Source organism: Pandoraea sp. B-6 (assembly GCF_000282835.1).
Taxonomy (GTDB): Bacteria; Pseudomonadota; Gammaproteobacteria; order Burkholderiales; family Burkholderiaceae; genus Pandoraea; species Pandoraea cepalis.
In genome coordinates this window covers 95298-113884 of record NZ_KB290514.1, presented here as the reverse complement: position 1 = coordinate 113884, position 18587 = coordinate 95298, and the positions used below count along the sequence as shown (strand labels likewise).

General features: G+C 64.3%; 12 protein-coding genes, 1 tRNA gene and 1 pseudogene. 8 read left to right on the top strand and 6 right to left on the bottom strand.

The window, feature by feature from the left end:
* Positions 1-47: 47 nt before the first annotated feature.
* Positions 48-2909, bottom strand: coding sequence for a 2-oxoglutarate dehydrogenase E1 component (locus tag A985_RS0110545; protein ID WP_085982684.1), 2862 nt, complete (start codon positions 2907-2909; stop codon positions 48-50).
* Positions 2910-3312: 403 nt separating this feature from the next.
* On the opposite strand from A985_RS0110545, the gene A985_RS0110540 reads away from it, so the two are divergent.
* Positions 3313-5154 carry an assimilatory sulfite reductase (NADPH) flavoprotein subunit gene (locus A985_RS0110540; protein ID WP_017233368.1) on the top strand — a complete coding sequence of 614 codons (1842 nt, stop codon included), beginning with the start codon at positions 3313-3315 and terminating at the stop codon, positions 5152-5154.
* Positions 5155-5243: 89 nt separating this feature from the next.
* A complete protein-coding gene (locus A985_RS0110535) occupies positions 5244-6968 on the top strand; it encodes an NADPH-dependent assimilatory sulfite reductase hemoprotein subunit (RefSeq protein WP_017233367.1) in 1725 nt (574 codons plus the stop codon).
* A 126-nt stretch (positions 6969-7094) separates the two neighbouring features.
* Here the strand turns inward: A985_RS0110535 and A985_RS0110530 are convergent, their stop codons facing one another.
* From A985_RS0110530 to A985_RS29805, 3 genes and pseudogenes are all read right to left on the bottom strand, one after another.
* Positions 7095-7502, bottom strand: a complete 408-nt coding sequence (locus A985_RS0110530; protein ID WP_017233366.1) for a hypothetical protein — start codon at positions 7500-7502, stop codon at positions 7095-7097.
* Positions 7503-7633: 131 nt separating this feature from the next.
* Complete coding sequence (locus A985_RS29810) at positions 7634-8653, bottom strand: methyl-accepting chemotaxis protein (RefSeq protein WP_369751570.1); 1020 nt, start codon at positions 8651-8653, stop codon at positions 7634-7636.
* Between the two features lie 69 nt (positions 8654-8722).
* Positions 8723-9256 (bottom strand): annotated as a pseudogene (locus A985_RS29805) (Tar ligand binding domain-containing protein); the annotation flags it as partial.
* Between the two features lie 211 nt (positions 9257-9467).
* On the opposite strand from A985_RS29805, the gene A985_RS0110520 reads away from it, so the two are divergent.
* From A985_RS0110520 to A985_RS0110505, 4 genes are all read left to right on the top strand, one after another.
* Entirely contained in the window at positions 9468-9770 is a 303-nt protein-coding gene (locus A985_RS0110520) for a hypothetical protein (RefSeq protein ID WP_017233364.1), read from the top strand.
* 268 nt (positions 9771-10038) lie between these two features.
* Positions 10039-12546 (top strand): penicillin-binding protein 1A, encoded by a 2508-nt coding sequence (locus tag A985_RS0110515; RefSeq protein ID WP_083902263.1) that lies wholly within the window; start codon positions 10039-10041, stop codon positions 12544-12546.
* Between the two features lie 209 nt (positions 12547-12755).
* Positions 12756-13469 carry an AzlC family ABC transporter permease gene (locus A985_RS0110510; RefSeq protein ID WP_017233362.1) on the top strand — a complete coding sequence of 238 codons (714 nt, stop codon included), beginning with the start codon at positions 12756-12758 and terminating at the stop codon, positions 13467-13469.
* On the top strand, positions 13466-13789 hold the full coding sequence (locus A985_RS0110505) for an AzlD domain-containing protein (protein ID WP_017233361.1): 324 nt from the start codon (positions 13466-13468) through the stop codon (positions 13787-13789). The genes A985_RS0110510 and A985_RS0110505 overlap by 4 nt, the downstream gene beginning before the upstream one ends.
* 88 nt (positions 13790-13877) lie before the next feature.
* Here the strand turns inward: A985_RS0110505 and gshA are convergent, their stop codons facing one another.
* Positions 13878-15452, bottom strand: a complete 1575-nt coding sequence (gene gshA / locus A985_RS0110500) for a glutamate--cysteine ligase (protein WP_026131834.1) — start codon at positions 15450-15452, stop codon at positions 13878-13880.
* 260 nt (positions 15453-15712) lie between these two features.
* On the opposite strand from gshA, the gene A985_RS0110495 reads away from it, so the two are divergent.
* Positions 15713-16486 (top strand): sulfite exporter TauE/SafE family protein, encoded by a 774-nt coding sequence (locus A985_RS0110495; protein ID WP_017233359.1) that lies wholly within the window; start codon positions 15713-15715, stop codon positions 16484-16486.
* Between the two features lie 55 nt (positions 16487-16541).
* Here A985_RS0110495 and A985_RS0110490 read toward each other — a convergent pair whose 3' ends face one another.
* The gene (locus A985_RS0110490) at positions 16542-18230 is read right to left on the bottom strand and encodes an AMP-binding protein (RefSeq protein WP_017233358.1); all 1689 of its coding nucleotides are present in this window, start codon (positions 18228-18230) and stop codon (positions 16542-16544) included.
* Positions 18231-18464: 234 nt separating this feature from the next.
* Here A985_RS0110490 and A985_RS0110485 point away from each other — a divergent pair.
* Positions 18465-18541: transfer RNA gene (locus tag A985_RS0110485), tRNA-Pro, on the top strand.
* The last annotated feature ends 46 nt before the right edge of the window (positions 18542-18587 follow it).

The following is an 18587-nucleotide window of genomic DNA, read 5'->3' as shown; positions in this document are numbered from 1 at the left end:
CAGCGGCCGTCCCCAGGGGGAGGACGACCGCTGTAAGACCTAACCGGTTACTGCACCACGGTCGCGCCCTTGAGGCGACCGAAAGCCGTATCGAGCAGCTGCTTGAGCTGTTCGTAATGCTTGGCGTAGTAGCCCGCGGCAGGCGAGGCCGAAGCCGCGCGACCCGCGTAAGCCAGCTTCTGACCGGCGCTCATGCTTTCGATCAGGTGGTGTTCGATGTAGAACCACGGACCTTGATTTTGCGGCTCGTCCTGGGCCCACACCACTTCGGTAAGGTTTTCGTATTTCTTCAGTTCGTTCTCGAACGCCTTGTGCGGGAACGGGTAGAGCTGTTCCACACGCACGATCGCAACGTCGGTCGACTTGTCTTCACGACGGCGGGCGATCAGGTCGTAGTACAGGCGGCCCGAGCAGGCGACGACGCGCTTGACCTTCTTGGCGTCGATCGAAGCATCGGTTTCGCCGATCACCGTCTGGAAGCCGCCCTTGGCGAGTTCCGACAGGTCGCTCACGGCTTCCTTGTGGCGCAGCAGCGACTTCGGCGTGAACACGATCAGCGGCTTGCGCAGCTGGCGGATCATCTGACGACGCAGCAGGTGGAAGATCTGTGCCGGCGTGGTCGGCTGGACCACTTGCATGTTCGTGTCGGCGCACAGTTGCAGGTAGCGTTCGATACGCGCCGACGAGTGCTCCGGACCCTGGCCTTCGTAGCCATGCGGCAGCAGCATCGTCAGGCCCGACACGCGGCCCCACTTCACTTCGCCGCTCGAGATGAACTGGTCGATCACGACCTGCGCACCGTTGGCGAAGTCGCCGAACTGGCCTTCCCACAGCACCATCGTGTTCGGCTCGGCCGTCGAGTAACCGTACTCAAAGCCCAGCACGGCTTCTTCGGAGAGCACCGAGTCGATCACCGTGAAGGTGGCCTGACCGTCGGCCACGTGTTGCAGCGGCACGTAGGTGCCGTCGTTCCAACGCTCGCGGTTCTGGTCATGCAGCACCGAGTGGCGGTGCGTGAACGTGCCGCGGCCCGAATCCTGACCGGTCAGGCGCACAGCGAAGCCCGACGAGACCAGCGAGGCGAAGGCCAGATGCTCGCCCATGCCCCAGTCGAGCGGCTGCTCGCCCGCGCCCATCTTGCGACGGTCGTTGATGACCTTCTCGACGAGCGGGTGAACCTTGAAGTTCGCCGGGATCGTGGTGATGCGCTCGGCCAGACGCTTGAGTTCGTTCAGCGGCACGGCCGTATCGCCGGCATCGGTCCACTTCTTGTTCAGGAACGGCACCCAGTCGACCGCGTACTTGCTCTTGTAGTTCGAGAGCACCGGGTCGACGGTGTGGTGGCCGTCGTCCATGGCCTTGCGGTAGGCCGCGACGAACGCGTTGCCTTCCTCGGCTGTAATCACGCCTTGCGTGACCAGCTTCTCGACGTACAGCGCGCGCGTGCCCGGGTGTTGGGCAATCTTCTTGTACATCAGCGGCTGCGTGACCGCCGGCGTGTCCTGCTCGTTGTGGCCCAGCTTGCGGTAGCAAACGATGTCCACGACGGCGTCTTTCTTGAACTCCTGACGGAAGTCCAGGGCCAGTTGCATGGCCAGCACGACCGCTTCCGGATCGTCGCCGTTCACGTGCAGCACCGGCGCTTCGATCATCTTGACCACGTCCGAACAGTACGTCGTCGAACGGGCGTCACGCGGATCCGACGTGGTGAAGCCGATCTGGTTGTTGATGACGATGTGCACCGTGCCGTGCGTGCCGTAACCGCGCGTCTGCGCGAGGTTCAGCGTTTCCATCACGACGCCCTGCCCCGCGAATGCGGCGTCACCGTGAACTTGCACCGGCAGCACGCTGGCCGCGTCGGCTTCGCCACGACGGTCCATACGTGCCTTGGCCGAGCCTTCGACCACCGGGTTCACGATTTCCAGGTGCGACGGGTTGAACGCCAGCGACAGGTGGACCGGGCCACCGCCCGTCGAAACGTCGCTCGAGAAGCCCTTGTGGTACTTCACGTCACCGGCCGGCAGATCGTCGACGTGCTTGCCTTCGAATTCGGCGAACAGGTCCGCCGGCATTTTGCCCAGGGTGTTGACCAGCACGTTCAGACGGCCGCGGTGGGCCATGCCGATCACGATTTCCTGCACGCCCTTGGCACCGGCATGGTGGACGAGTTCGTCCATCGCCACGATGAACGATTCGCCGCCTTCGAGCGAGAAGCGCTTCTGGCCGACGAACTTGGTGTGCAGGTAACGCTCGAGGCCTTCAGCGGCGGTCAGGCGTTCGAGGATGTGCTTCTTCTTTTCAGCGGTGAAGTTGGGCGTGGCACGCACCTTCTCCAGACGCTCTTGCCACCAGCGCTTTTGCACCGGGTCGCTGATGTACATGTACTCGGCGCCGATCGAGCCGCAGTACGTGTCGCGCAGCGACTTGAGCAGGTCGCGCAGGCTGGCCTGTTCGAAACCGAAGTACGTGTTCTCGGCCGAGTACACGCTGTCCATATCCGCTTCGGTCAGGTCGTAGAACGCGGGTTCCAGTTCCGGAATGGCCGGACGTTCCTGACGCTTGAGCGGGTCCAGATTGGCCCAGCGGGCGCCCAGGAAGCGGTAGGCGGCGACGAGCGACTGCACGTGCACCTGCTTGCGGGCCACGGCCAGGTCGGAGGCGCCAGCGCGCGGCACGAAGGCATTGGCCTTGGCGCGCTGGGCGAACGACTCCACGATCGGGGCGTGAGCCACGTCGTTGGCGTTGGAACCATCAACAGCGGGAACGTTTTGCAGCGCGTCGAAATACTGGCGCCAGTTGTCCGGCACGGAAGCCGGATTGTCTAGATACGATTCGTACAGTTCTTCAACGTAGGGGGCATTGCCGCCGAAGAGGTACGAGTTCGTTTGGAATTGTTCCATCAAACTCATTTTGCGCTCACCTTTTCTACGAGTGTCTCGAGAAATAGCGGGTTACGAAACCTTCCGCGACACGGCCTGACCGATTAGCGGATTGCGAGAATCAAGTGGTGCTTGGAAGGACCTGATAAATCACGGCGAGGAGCATAGCACGTTTTCCCAGCGCCCACCGACCCGGAAAGCCGTCGCACGGGGACTTGCGACGTAACCGCCGCATGCGTCGCAGGTTCGCGCTGCGCCAGCCCGCCTGCGCCTTATGCCCATATGTGAATTAGATATATAAAAATTAAATTTTATTATTTTAATTTCTAAGGGCCAGCCGATATCGTGGTGAGTATCCCCTTGCCGGTCTGTCTGGGGGCGCCCGACGGGTAGGCCCCGCCACGGCGTCCGTCCAGGTCCGGCCCCTGGAGTCATGAACGACATGCAAGAGACGACACCGCTTTCCGCTCAGCAAGCCCAGATGCTCAGCCAACTGGTCGAGGGCCTTTCCGGCGAGCAGCTCGCCTGGGTGCGAGGATTTCTCGCGGGCATCAATCACTCTGTGCGACACGCCGGTGCGCCGGCGCCGGTCGCGGCAACGGCCGGGCCTGCCGCCCCGTCGGTGACGATTCTGTATGGCTCGCAGACCGGGCACGCCCAGGAAGTCGCCGAGCACGCCAAGGCGCGCGCCGTCGCCGCAGGCTTCAAGGTCGATCTGTTCGCGATGGGAGATTACAAGGCCTCGCGCCTGAAGAACGACAAGTTGCTGCTCGTTGCCGTGTCGACACAAGGCGAAGGCGAGCCGCCCGACGATGCGCGCGACTTCTACGAATTCCTGCACGGCGCGAAGGCGCCCCAACTCGAAGGCACCCGCTTCGCGGTCCTCAGCCTGGGCGATTCGAGCTATGAGAAGTTCTGCCAGGCCGGCAAGGACTTCGACGCACGGCTGGCCGCGCTGGGTGCGCAACGGCTCGTGCCCCGCGTCGACAGCGACGTCGACTACGACGCGCCGGCCGAGCGCTGGGCCGAAGAGGCCGTCGAAGCGCTGTCGCGGGTGGCGGCCCCGGCCGCCGCGGGCAAGAGCGCCGGCGTGACGGAAGGTTTCAGCCTCGCCGCGCTTGCGAGCAGCATCGCACCGGCCGCAGCATCGAGCCAATACAGCCGCAAGCATCCATTCGATGCCGCCGTGATCGAGAACGTCACGCTCTCCGGACGCGGCTCCTCCAAGGAAGTCCATCACGTCGAACTCTCGCTGGAAGGCTCGGGCCTCACGTACGAGCCGGGCGACGCGCTGGGCGTGGTCGCGCAGAACGACGCGGCGCTCGTCGACACGCTGATCGACACGTTAGCGCTCGACCCGCAGGCCACCACGACGACGCAGGACCGCACACTGTCGCTGCGCGACGCCTTCCTGCGCGCCTACGACATCACAACGCTCTCGCGCGCGTTCCTCGAAAAATACGCGGCGCTGGCGGAATCCAGCGAACTGAAGGCCCTGCTTGGCGCGGGCAACGAAACGGCACTGCGCGACTATCTCCATGGCCGCGACGTGATCGACGTCGTGCGCCAGTTCCCGGCCCGCAAGGTGAAGGCGGCCGAGTTCGTCGGCACGCTGCGCACGCTTCAGCCGCGTCTGTACTCGATTGCGTCGAGTCTGGCCGCCAATCCGGGCGCGGTGCACATCACCGTGGGCGCCGTTCGCTACGACAGCCACGGCCGCGCGCGTCGCGGCGTGGCGTCGACTTACCTTGCCGACATCGCCCGCGAAGGACAGACGGTGCCGATCTATATCGAGGCGAACCGTAACTTCAAGCTGCCGCAGGATAGCCACGCACCGGTCATCATGATCGGTCCCGGGACCGGCATTGCCCCATTCCGGGCGTTCGTCGAGGAACGTCAGGCGCTCGACGCCCCCGGCAAGAACTGGCTCTTCTTCGGCGACCGGAACTTCCGCACCGACTTCCTTTATCAGCGAGAATGGCAACGCTATGTGAAGGACGGCGCGCTCACCAAAATCGACCTCGCGTTCTCGCGCGACACGCAAGACAAGGTCTACGTACAGCACCGCATGCGTGAACAAGGCAAGGAACTGTATGCCTGGTTGCAGGAAGGTGCGCACCTGTACGTATGTGGCGATGCCGACGCAATGGCGCGCGACGTGAACACCGCGCTCATCGACATCGTGACGCAACACGGGGGGCTGACGCCGGACGCCGCCGCCGAGTATGTGAAGACGTTGCAGCGCGAAAAGCGCTATCAGCGCGATGTGTACTGATCGCGGATGCCGCGGATTCCGACCGCGTTTCGCCGTCTACCCCGACAAAACCCGCGCGGCATCCCGCGCTGACCGATAGAGCCGAGCCCATGACGCAACCCACGCAAGCCGGCGACGCCTCGACGGCGCCGCGCTCCGAAGTCGAGAAGATCAAGGACGCCAGCAACTACCTGCGCGGCACCATCGCCGAAGGTCTGGCCGACCCGCTCACCGGCGCGATCTTCGAGAAGGACGCCCAATTGCTGAAGTTTCACGGCTCCTACATGCAGGATGACCGTGACCTGCGCAGCGAACGGCAGAAGCAGAAACTCGAACCGGCCTACCAGTTCATGATCCGGCTGCGCATGCCGGGCGGCGTGTGCACGCCCGAGCAATGGCTCAAGCTCGACGATCTCGCCCAGAAGTACGGCGGCAACACGATTCGCCTGACCACGCGGCAGACGGTGCAGTATCACAACGTGCTCAAGCACCAGTTGCGCCCCCTCATCAAGGGCATCGATGAAGTTGCGATGACGAGCATTGCCGCGTGCGGCGACGTCAATCGCAACACGCTCGTCTCGAACAATCCGCACCATTCGCCCGCCCATGCCGAGGCGCTCGACTGGTGCCTGAAGATCGATCGGCACCTGTTGCCGCAGACCACGGCGTATCGCGAGATCTGGCTGGGCGACAAGCGTCTGGGCGCGGGCAAGGAGGATCACGAGCCGATCTACGGCAAGCACTATCTGCCACGCAAGTTCAAGATCGCCATCGCGATACCGCCGAACAACGACGTCGATCTCTACGCCAACGACCTGGGCTTTATCGCCATCGTGGGCGACGACGGCAAGCTCGAAGGCTTCAACGTGACGGTCGGTGGCGGCATGGGCATGACGCACGGCGACGCCGCAACGTACCCGCGCACGGCGACCGTCATCGGCTATACGCCGGCCGATCGCATCGTCGACGTCGCCGAGAAGGTGCTACTCGTGCAACGCGACTTCGGCGACCGCGGCAATCGCAAGCATGCGCGTCTGAAATACACCCTCGACGACCGTGGCGTGGCGTGGTTCAAGGAAACCCTCAACCGATATCTCGGTTGGGATCTGGCGCCCGAGCGGGCGTTTGCGTTCACGACCAACGGCGATCAGTATGGCTGGCTCAAGGGCGCGGACGATCTTTGGCATCTCACGCTCTTCATCCAGAACGGTCGCGTGAAGGATTGGGACGACTACCGCCTGATGACCGGGCTGCGCGAAATCGCGAAGGTGCATCAGGGCGATTACCGCATCACCGGCAACCAGAACCTGATCATTGGACGCGTGAGCGACGCCGCCAAGCCGCAGATCGACGCCCTCGTGAAGGAATACGGCCTGCTCGACGGCAAGCATCAAAGTGCGCTGCGCATCCACTCGATGGCCTGCGTCGGCTTCCCGACGTGTGGTCTCGCGCTGGCCGAGAGCGAGCGCGCCCTGCCCGGCCTGGTCACGCGACTCGAGAAGGTGCTCGACGATGCGGGGCTTGCAGGCGAACCGATCACCATTCGCACGACCGGCTGCCCGAACGGCTGCGCCCGTCCCTACATCGCCGAGATCGGCCTGGTTGGCAAATCGGCCGGCAAGTACAATCTGTACCTCGGCGCGGGTTTCCACGGGCAGCGTTTGAACAAGCTGTACAAGGAATCGCTCAACGAAGATCAGATCGTGGCCGAACTCACGCCGCTCTTCGCGCAATACGCGAAGATGCGCGATGCCGGTGAGAAATTCGGTGATTTCCTCGTGCGTCGGGGTGTGGTCAAGGCAGTCGTCGAAGCGCGCGAGGATTTCCACGGCTGAGCGCCGTCATCGCGGCCCCGTTGCAGGCACTCGCCGGCCTCGTCGCCGGCACCAACGAAAACGCCACGGTCTCCCGTGGCGTTTTTCATGATCGCGCTTGAGCGATCCTCGTCAGGCGGCCGAACGTCAGTCGTTGCTGCCCGAATACGGCACCATGCAGCGCCTGACCGTCTTTTCGTAGTCGCGCGGCAGGTGGCTGCCGGGAACTTCGAAGTATTGCAAACGCGCACCGAAGCCGCCTTGCATGACGTCGACGTACGGGTTGTAGACGGCTTTGCCGTCGGCGCCCTGACCGCGATAGACACGCACACGGTCGGCCCCCTGACGGGCGTACGACGTCGATTCGACGTTCGGCGACAACTCGCTCCAGCCGTGATAAATGCAGTTGAGCACCATGAAGCGATCGGCTCCCGTCCCCTGATCGAGCAGTCGTCCTGCGGCCGGATCGGGCACGCTCATCTGGTTGACCGGGCCACACCCTGCCACTCCCCCGGCCAGCACGGCCACCGCTGCCATCAGCGCCACTCGCTTCATACTTCGCCACCCTCAACTGAGCAAAAGATGGGCAATGTTACCCGGTTCGGCCCACGGCCGCCACGAACACACCCATTCCATGCCCACGCCACGCCCCCATCGAGCTAACGGGCGGTGACCGGCCACACCGCTCAGGCCGCCAGGGAAAGGGGCGATGTTTCCACGGCATGCAAGGCCGGACGTCTTGCCGCGCCGCTCGCCTGACTTTCGTCGCCCAATCGGAATCGCGCCATTTCCTCGCGAAGCGTATGTGTCTGATCTTCCAGCGACGCGGCCGCCGCCGCCGCTTGCTCCACCAGCGCGGCATTCTGCTGCGTGACGGCATCCATTTGCGTGACCGCCCGATTCACCTGCTCGATGCCGCTGCTCTGCTCGTCGGACGCCGCCGAGATCTCCCCCATGATGTCCGTCACGCGCTGCACGGCTTGCAGGATGTCGTTCATCGTGCGCCCCGCTTCGGCCACCAGCGTCGAGCCGTCGGCCACCTTCTGCGCCGACGTTTCGATGAGTGCCTTGATCTCGCGCGCGGCCGTGGCACTGCGCTGTGCCAGCGTGCGCACCTCGCCCGCCACCACGGCGAACCCGCGGCCCTGCTCGCCGGCACGGGCCGCTTCCACGGCAGCGTTGAGCGCGAGGATGTTGGTCTGGAATGCAATCCCGTCGATCACGCCGATGATGTCCACCACTTGCGACGAACTGGTCGAGATGCCCTGCATCGTGTCGACCACCCGCGCCACCACCTGGCCGCCGCGCGATGCGATATCCGACGCATTGACCGCCAGTTGGCTCGCCTGACGTGCGTTGTCGGCGTTCTGCTTGACCGTGGCCGTCAGTTGCTCCATCGACGAGGCCGTCTCCTCCAGCGAGGCGGCCTGCTCTTCGGTGCGCGCCGACAGGTCGGTATTGCCCGCCGAGATTTCGGCCGTGGCGGTCGCCATCGCATCGCAACTGCGGCGCACGCCGCGAATCGTGTCCGCGAGACGCGACTGCATCGCCTCGAGACCGCGCATGAGCATCGACATTTCGTCCTTGCCGCGCGCGTGCACCGGATTGTCGAGTTGTCCTGCCGATATGTGCTCGAAATGTGCCAGTGCTTCGCCAAGCGGCCGCATGATCGCGCCGCGCAGCGAGAAGTAGCAGGCGATGGCCATGAGCACGCCCAGCGCCGTTGCGCCGATGCTCAGCCAGCGGAATGCCGCCAGCTCCGCCATCGACGCTTCGTACGTGTCGTGCCCGAGCTTCAGCTTGTACGCGGCCAGCGCGTCACTGGCCTTCGTAAGCTCGGCGTAACGCTTGGGCAGCACGTTCATCGTGATCTCGTCCATGGCCGTACGATCGCGCGCGTCGATGGCGGTGAGCATCGGATTCATGCCCTGCTCGAAGAAGGTGGCGCGCCGGGCGGCGACCTCGTCGGCCATCCGCTGTTCCTCGGGGCCGCGCGGCAACGCCTGATAGGCGGCCCATGCCGCATTCGCGTCCTTGATCATGCCGCGTGCACGTGTGGCAATCTTGTCCCCATCCGGCGATTCCGGATGCAGCACCACGCGATCGAGAATGGCGCGGGTGCGCGCCAGCGTGGCGTTGTCTTTGCCGAGCGCCACCGTGGCGGCGAGGTGATTGGCGTACGTCTCGCGAAGCGCGTTGCCCGTGCGCGTCATGCCCGCAATGCCGAGCGCGCCCAACAGAATCAGTAACGCCGCCAACAGCGCCATCGTCATCCCGAGGCGCGCCTTGATGGAAAAGCTACGCAACATACTGTCGTCTCCGTCTTGTGTCGTGGGTTCGGGTCCCTGTACGGCCTCTGTCGGGCCGGTATTATTTATGTCATCGGCGTGGCGAGACCCCGACTTTAGCGTCCCGCGGGTATACGAGCCTCTTTCCGAGTCTTTCGCACCAAGCCGATGGCGTGGGAACCGGGCATGATCTTATGACATTTTTTATATATCCATCTGATATATTCGAATTATGATCGAGGGACTCGAAAAGCTGTTGGCGGCCGGCAAAGACAACGCGCTGTTGCGTTTCGGGCTCGGCAAGGCCTATCTGGATGCGCAGAACTTCCCGGTCGCGGCCGATCACCTGACCCGTTGCGTGGCGTTCGATCCGGCCTACACGGCCGCGTGGAAGCTGTTGGGGAAAGCGCGACACGGCGCGGGCGATCGCGAGGGTGCCCGCGACGCGTGGACGCGTGGGATTGCCGCCGCACAGGCGCACGGGGACCGTCAGGCGGAAAAGGAAATGACGGTCTTTCTCAAACGCTTGGGTTGACGTTGTATCGCCCGCCCGATGTCACACATCGGGCGAGTCCCCGGTTAGCGTGGTATGGTGCGGCCTGGCGGGTGAGCGGTGCGCTGGGTGCGCCGACCCCGCACAGGATCGCCGAAGCGCACCGTGATTGTCGTTGGCGAGTGGGTGATCGCCCGAAACGCGCGTGTTCGCGCCGGGCGTGGCATACTGCTCCGATTTCGCCGCGCGGCGGGGATCCACGCAGCGCTAGGCCGGCCGGCCTGTTCCCATCCTGCAATTTTCGTTGGGTATGTCCTTGAAGCATTGTTTGCCGCCTCGTGCGCCGTCTCATTCGGCGCCTCCCAAGTCCCCCGTCGTCACGCCCCAGGCGCCGTCTGCACACGCCGCCTCGCAGCTCGCCCCAGGTCGTCAACGCGGTTTCGGCACGCTCGCCGTCATCTTTACCACTTTGGTAGGCTTGGCGCTCGTGGGCGCGCTGCTCGTTGGCTATGCGTTGATCGTCATGCGCCCGAACCTGCCGCCGCTGGACGTCATCACCGATTACCGGCCGAAGGTACCGCTGCGGGTCTATACGTCCGATAACGTGCTGATCGGCGAATTCGGCGAAGAGCGCCGCAGCCTGGTCACCATCGATCAGATTCCGGACGTCATGAAGAAGGCCGTGCTCGCGATCGAGGACTATCGGTTCTACGATCACGGCGGCGTCGACTTCATCGGTATTCTGCGGGCCGGTGTTTCAGACGTACTGCACGGCGGAGCCGCGCAGGGCGCCAGTACGATCACGATGCAGGTCGCGCGCAACTTCTTCCTCTCGCGCGAGAAGACGGCCACGCGCAAGATCTACGAAATGCTGCTGGCGTACAAGATCGAGTCGGCGTTGTCGAAGGACAAGATTCTCGAGCTGTACATGAACCAGATCTATCTGGGTCAACGCGCCTACGGCTTCGCAAGCGCTGCACGCATTTATTTCGGCAAGGATCTGAAGGACATCACGCTCGGCGAGGCGGCCATGCTGGCTGGCCTGCCCAAGGCGCCTTCGGCCTACAACCCGATCGTCAATCCGAAACGCGCGAAGATTCGTCAAGAATACATTCTCAAGCGCATGCTCGATCTGGGCTACATTTCGCGCAGTCAGTACGAAGATGCCCTGCACGAGTCGATCCGCACGCGCACGTCCGGCAACGAGTACAACGTGCATGCCGAGTACGTCGCCGAAATGGTGCGTCAGGCCGTGTACGACGAATACAAGGAAGACACCTACACCCGCGGCCTGACCGTCATCACGACGCTCGACTCGAAGAAACAGCAGGCCGCGTACGAAGCCGTGCGCATGGGCGTGCTCGACTACGAGCGCCGTCATGCGTATCGGGGCCCCGAGGGCTTCGTGGAACTGCCCGCCGCGATGCCCGATCGTCAGCAGGCGATCGAAGACACGCTGCTCGAACATCCCGACAACGGCGATCTGGTCGCCGCCGTGGTGGTGGCCGCCAGCACGTCTCAGGTCACGGCCGTGCCGCTCTCGGGCGACACCGTGGTCGTCAACGGCGACGGCATTGGCTTTGCCGCGTCGGCACTCTCGGCGAAGGCCAGCGAAAAGATCCGCATCCGTCCGGGCGCGATCATCCGTGTAATGAAAGATGCACGCGGCAAGTGGCGCATCACGCAGTTGCCGGAAGTGCAAGGCTCGCTCGTCTCGCTCTCGCCGGACGACGGCGCCATCCGCGCGCTGGTCGGCGGCTTCGACTTCAATCAGAGCAAGTTCAACCGGGCAACGCAGGCATGGCGTCAGCCGGGCTCGACGTTCAAGCCGGTGGTGTACTCGGCAGCCATCGAGAAAGGCGTGAGCCCGGCGACGATGGTGATGGACGGCCCGCTCAACCTGCCGCCCGCGCAGACCGGCGGGCAGGCGTGGGATCCGCATGACGACGACGCTTTCAGCGGCCCGATGACGGTGCGCGAAGGGCTGCAACGCTCGAAGAACCTTGTGGCAATTCGTCTGCTGCAGTTTGCCGGCACGCAGTACACCCAGGATTACGCCACGCGCTTCGGCTTCGACGCCGACAAGGTGCCGCCGTATCTGCCGATGGCGCTGGGCGCCGGGCAGACCACACCGCTGCAACTGGCCGGCGCCTACGCGGTGTTCGCGAACGGCGGGTATCGCGTCGCCCCGTACCTGATCAGCGAGATTCGCGACGCGCGCGGCAACTTGCTCAACAAGGCCACGCCGGTGGTCGCCGGGGTGAACGCCGCCCGCGCGATTTCCGCGCCGAACGCGTACATCATGAACAGCCTGCTGCAATCGGTGGCGCAACGCGGCACCGGCGCGGGCACGAACGTGCTCAAGCGCACCGACCTGGCTGGCAAGACCGGCACGACCAACGATGCCCTCGACGGCTGGTTCGCCGGTTACCAGCATTCGCTCGTTGCCGTGGCATGGCTCGGCTTTGACCAACCCAAGACGCTCGGTAGCCGTGAATTCGGCGCGCAACTGGCGTTGCCGGTATGGACCAAGTACATGGGCGTGGCGCTCAACGGCGTGCCTGAGCAACAAATGGCGATGCCCGAAGGGGTCAGCGTCGTGAACGGCGAGCTTTATGAGTCCAGCAAAATGCCGGGCAACGGGTTTGTCGCGAGCATCGGGATCGACGACAGCAGCAGCGGATTCTCGTTGCCGTTCTTCGGGAGCAATTCGCCCTCGCCTGCCGCCCCGCCGCCCGCCGAGGGTCAGCCCCCGTCGCCGGGCGGTGTCGACGCTCGCGAGAAGGCGCGCATTCTCGACATGTTCAAGCACCCATGACGCTTGGCCCACGTCAGCCCGCGCAAGCGGCTGACGTGGGCCCGCACCGCCACAATGCGCGGCCACCCAACGGGTGGCCGTTTTTCACTGTCGAGCCGCCTTCACGCCCAAAGCGCAAGAACGTACAAGCGTGCGGCCCGATATAGCGGCTATGCTCACGCCTTCGCCCGTTTCCGTCTTCAACTCTTTACCTTCAGGAAAGCGCCTCCATGCTGGCTCCGACCCGTGCGGCTAGTTTTGCCGCAGGTGCCCGTGACACCCTGCCGATGATCGTTGGCGCGGCCCCGTTCGGCCTGATCTTCGGTGCCCTGGTGGCGACCACACCGCTGGCGACGTGGCACGGCCAGCTCATGTCGCTCACCGTTTTCGCTGGATCCAGTCAGTTCATTGCTGCCGGCCTTTTTGCGACGGGCGTGGGCTATCTCGTGCTGTGGGCAACGACGCTGATCGTGAATCTGCGGCACATGCTGTATGCGGCCAACCTGTTGCCGCATGTGGGGCATCTGAATTTGCGGTGGCGTGCCCTGCTGGGATTCCTGCTGACGGACGAGACGTTCGCGGTGACAAGTAGCCATTTCCATCGCCACCCCGACGATCCGATGGGCCACTGGTACTTCCTGGGCTCAGGTCTGTCGATGTACATGAATTGGCAAGTGTGGACGCTTGCCGGGTTGCTGTTCGGCGCCGCGTTTCCGCGTCTGCAAACGCTGGGCCTCGACTTCGCGATGGTCGCTACGTTCATCGCGATCATCGTGCCGCAGATGGCCCGCATGCCGTGGGCCATCGCGACAATTGTCGCCGGGGTGGCCGCGTTCCTGTGTCATGGCTTGCCTTACAAGCTCGGCTTGCTGGTGGCCGTGGCACTCGGCATTGCGTCGGGCATGCTGGCGCTGCACGCGAAGCGTCGCGGGGGTGCGCAATGAATTATGTCGTGGCGATTGGCGGCATGGCCGCCGTCACGTTTGCCGTCAAGGCCGGGATCTTCCTGCTGGGCGACCGCGTGCGGTTTCCCGAGTGGCTGCGCGAGGCGTTGTCGTTCGTCCCTGTGACGGTACTCACGGCAATCATTGTGCCGATGACGCTGGCGCCGCATGGCAACGGTCTCGAGCTGACGTGGCGTAATCCGCAACTCGTCGCGGCCCTCGTGGCCATCGCCGTCTGCGCCGCGACGCGTCACCAGTTGCTCACCATCGGCGTCGGGCTGGCCGTCTTTTTTACGTGGCAGCTCGGGGTATTGGGCTGACAGGCACCGCTCGCGTCATTCGCGTCATCCATGAAAAAAGCGCCTCGCATGAGGCGCTTTTTCGTGTACCTGCGCTGCGGACTGTCCGTCAGGCGGTGGCAGCCCCTAGCGTGCCTGCCAGGTAATCGGCGACGAATGCATCGAAGTCGCCGACCTGCGTGCGCTCCAGTTCGGCTTGGGCGTCGAGCGACTTCCGGGCCAGTGTTTCGAAGTGCTCGACAACGCGCGCATCGAGCGGCATGTCGCGCAGCGTCTGCGCATGACGCTGGCTCTGCGCGAGCGCGAACGCCTGGAACGCACCCCCCGTCGTGCCGCGCAGTGGTTCGAGCGCGATCATCACACGGGCGGACGGCGTAAGCGACACGTCCTGCACCTTGGCACGTTGCAGCGCCATCGTATGCGCGTAATGCGCTCCGCCACGCTGCAGGTCGAATGCAGCCGCCGTCCGGTCGATGCGATCGAGCAATGTCTCGGCCCAATCGAACAGCGTGATCGCTTCGCCACCGCGATGCAGCACGAGCCCCGGTTTCCGGCCTTCCTTGACCACGTGAGCGAAGTTATCGCGATTCTCGCGGTTCTCGGCGTCCGAACACGACGGGCTGTCTTCCAGCGCGCAGAACAGCAGGAAGGCGTCGATGAAGCGCGCCGTGTCGACGTCGATACCGACCGGCTGGAAGGGATCGATGTCGATACAGCGGACTTCCACGTATTGGACCCCGCGACGCGCGAGCGCCTGCACCGGGCGCTCGCCGCTATACGTCACCCGCTTCGGGCGAATCGTGGCGTAGAACTCGTTCTCGATTTGCAGGAGATTGGTCGAGAGCTGAATCCATTCGCCATCGCGCTGCGTGCCGAGCGCCTCGTAGGCGGGATGCGGCTGGCTGACGGCTTGCGTAAGCGCGTCGATATAGCTGGGCAGGCAGTCGTAACAGGGCGAGACTTCGGACTGCGCGCTGTTCTGGTAGCCCAGATCGCTCATGCGCAAGCTGGTCGCATAGGGCAGCCCGAGCGTGCCTTCGTCGAAGGCATCGAGGCCGTGCTCGCGTCCGCGCAGGAATTCGGCGTGCAGCACCGGCGACGCACCGAACAGGTACATCAGCAGCCAGCTGTAGCGACGAAAATTGCGGATGAGCGCGACATAGCGCGCCGACTGATAATCGCGTGCGGACTGCGTTGCGCCCTCGTGCTCGCGCAACAATGTCCACAACGGTTCGGCCAGCGAAAAATTGTAGTGAATGCCTGCGATGCACTGCATCGGCTTGCCATAGCGCAGCGCGAGGCCGCGGCGATAGACATGCTTGAGCTTGCCGATGTGCGACGTGCCGTAGTCGGCGATCGGAATCACTGCTTCCGGCGGCAGCGCGGGCGGCATCGAATCGCTCCATAGCAATTCCGTGCCGAGCTTGCGGTAGGCGAACTGATGAATTTCGTCCAGGCGGGCGATGACGTCGGCCGCATCGCGCTGCGGCGGCGTGATGAACTCGAGCAGCGATTCCGAATAATCGGTGGTGATCTCTTCGTTGGTCAGTGCCGAGCCGAGCGCACGCGGATGCGGCGTCAGCGCGAGCGCGCCGTTGTCTTCGACGCGCAGGGTTTCCCGTTCGATGCCCGACAGACCTTCGCCGAGCAGCGCGAGATGATCGGGCTGCATGATGAGCGCCAGGCGCCGATCAAGCGGCGCGTGAGCGGCATGCGGCCCGGTGTGTGCGGTGTGTTCGTGTTGACGATTCTGTTTTTCCAACTTCCATCCCTCTGGACTGGCGCGATGCTTTGGCACGGCGTGAATTTGGCCTGAGCATAACTGAAAACGCCAAAGCGCGCCGGACGCCACCTCGGCCCGACATCGCAGCCTCAGCGCCTGCCTGAGCCCGCCTGCGCGGATGCCGCATTGGCGTTCCAGCATGGCACATCGATACTGACGCCATGATGAATACTCAACACCTCACCGACCTCATCCCCCTACTCCTCCTGGGGCTTGCCACCTTTGTGCTCGCGGGCTTCGTCAAAGGCGTGATCGGGCTGGGCCTGCCCACGGTGGCCGTGGGGCTGCTCGGATTGGCGATGCCGACGGCGCAGGCCGCGGCGCTCCTGATCGTGCCGTCGCTCGTGACGAATGTCTGGCAATTGCTGGCGGGGCCGCGCTTTGCCGCGCTGGCCAGGCGTCTGTGGCCGATGCTGGTCGGCACCTGCGTCGGCACATGGGCCGGTGGCGGATGGCTGGCCAACGGCGGCAACGTTGCGGGCATGGCGCTGGGCATCGCGCTTCTCGTTTATGCGGCATTGGGGCTGGCGGCGGTGCGGCTGCATGTGCCCAAGCGTTGGTCCGCCGCGCGCGTGAGCGCGCTCGGCGCGGGCATGGGTGTGGTGACCGGACTGGTCACGGCGGCGACCGGGGGGTTCGTCATTCCCGCGGTGCCGTTCCTCCAGGCGCTTGATCTCGAGCGCGACGATCTCGTGCAGGCGCTCGGCCTATCGTTTACCGTGTCGACCGTGGCGCTCGCCGCCGGGCTGGCGCGCGACGGCATCCTCCACGGCCATGCGATCGGCGTGTCGCTGCTGGCGTTGGCGCCCGCACTGGGCGGCATGTACTTCGGGCAGTGGGTGCGAGGGCGCGTCAGTGCGCCCGTCTTCCGCCGGTGCTTCTTCGTGGGTCTCGCCATGCTCGGTGCCGAACTGGTGATTCAGCACCTGCGCTGAGCGCAACGCTCGGCGGGGGCCCTCGCGGGGTCGTGCAGGCCGGGGCCACGCGGCATCACTTGAGATCGTTGAAATCGACGTCCCAGAACTCCATCTCGCGGCGGCTTTCCAGATTGCGCCCCGCTTCCGTACGCCGCAATTCGACGCGGCGAATCTTTCCGGAAATGGTCTTCGGCAGATCGCAGAACTCGATGCGTCGGATGCGTTTGTAGGGGGCGAGGTGATCGCGGCAGAAGCGCAGGATGTCGAGGGCGAGCTTTTCGTCGGCGTGAAAACCGGTGCGCAGCGTGATGAAGGCTTTCGGCACGGCAAGCCGCACCGGATCGGGACTCGGCACCACGCCGGCTTCGGCGACGGCCGGGTGCTTGATGAGTTCGCTTTCCAGCTCGAACGGGCTGATGCGATAGTCGGACGCCTTGAAGACATCGTCCGCGCGCCCGATGTACGTGAAGTAGCCGCGCTCGTCGCGCATCGCCACGTCGCCCGTGTGGTAGTAGCCCTCGCGCATGGCGTCGGCGGTCTTCTCGCTATCGTCCTCGTAGCCTTGCATCAAACCCGTCGGGCGTGACGACAACACGAGCGCGATTTCGCCTTCGTCGGCTTCGGCGCCGTCGTGATCGAGCAGTACGACGCGATAGCCTGGCATGGGGCGCCCCATCGACCCCGCCTTGACGGGCTGCCCCGGAGAGTTGCCGATCTGGCAACAGGTTTCGGTCTGACCATAGCCGTCGCGAATCGTGATGTGCCAGGCGCGTTTGACCTGGTCGATCACTTCGGGATTGAGCGGCTCGCCCGCGCCGATCAGTTCACGGAATTTCACCGCATGGCGAGTGAGATCTTCCTGAATCATCATGCGCCAGACGGTGGGCGGCGCGCACAACGTCGTGACGCCGCAACGCGTGGCCGTCTCGAGCGCGGCACGCGCATCGAAGCGCGAGAAGTTGTAGACGAAGATGGTGGCGCCCGCGTTCCACGGCGCGAAAAAGCAGCTCCACGCGTGTTTCGCCCAGCCTGGCGAGCTGATGTTCCAGTGGATATCGCCGGGTTGCAGGCCAAGCCAGTACATCGTGGCGAGATGGCCGACCGGATAGCTCTGGTGCGTGTGAAGCACGAGCTTCGGGCGCGACGTGGTCCCGGACGTGAAGTAGAGCAGCAATGGATCGGTCGCGAGCGTGGCACCGTCGGGGGTGAAGTGGTCTGAGGCTTGATAGGCGGGCGCGAGGGGCGTCCATCCTTCGGGCGGGTTGGCGCCAACGGCGATGCGCCGATAGTCGCCGGGCAAGGCGGCGAACTTGACGGCATCGCGTGCGGTGGTGACGACGTGACGCACACGGCCCCGTTCGAGCCGGTCGACAAGGTCGCTCGCGGCGAGCAGCGTTGTCGCGGGAATCATGACGGCGCCGAGTTTCATGCAGGCGAGCATGAGGTCCCAGAGTTCGACCTGATTGGGTAGCATGAGCAACACGCGGTCACCGCGCGACACGCCTTGCGCTCGCAGGAAATTGGCGACGCGATTGGAGCGCCGCGACATTTCGGCAAATGACAGCCGTGCCTCGCGTCCGTCTTCTTCGACGACCCAGAGGGCCGGACGGTCGTTGCCCTGGGCTTGGGGGTCGAAGAAATCCAGCGCCCAATTGAAATGCGAGAGGACGGGCCAACGGAAATCACGGTACGCCACGTCGTAGTGGGCGCGCTGGGCGAGCAGCAGGTCGCGCGCGGCCTCGAATCCCAGGATTTGCGGCATCGCTTGTCTCCGAGCCCCCAAGGGCAGGATTAGGCAGAATTCCATTATCGTGTGGCCCTCCGAATGCAACATTCGGGATAACCATCATGGGGTTTCGCCAACGGTAGACGTCGCGCTGCGCGTGCCGGATGCAAAAAAATATGCGTACGACACGCACGTCCTCTTTCTTTCCCGAGCGAAGCTCTGCTATACTCGCCCTCTTTCGAGCAATGCATCTAGACGACGCATTTCTCACGGGGCGTAGCGCAGCCTGGTAGCGTACCTGCATGGGGTGCAGGTGGTCGGAGGTTCAAATCCTCTCGCCCCGACCAGATTAAAACCCGCACAGTCATTGACTGTGCGGGTTTTGTCGTTTGG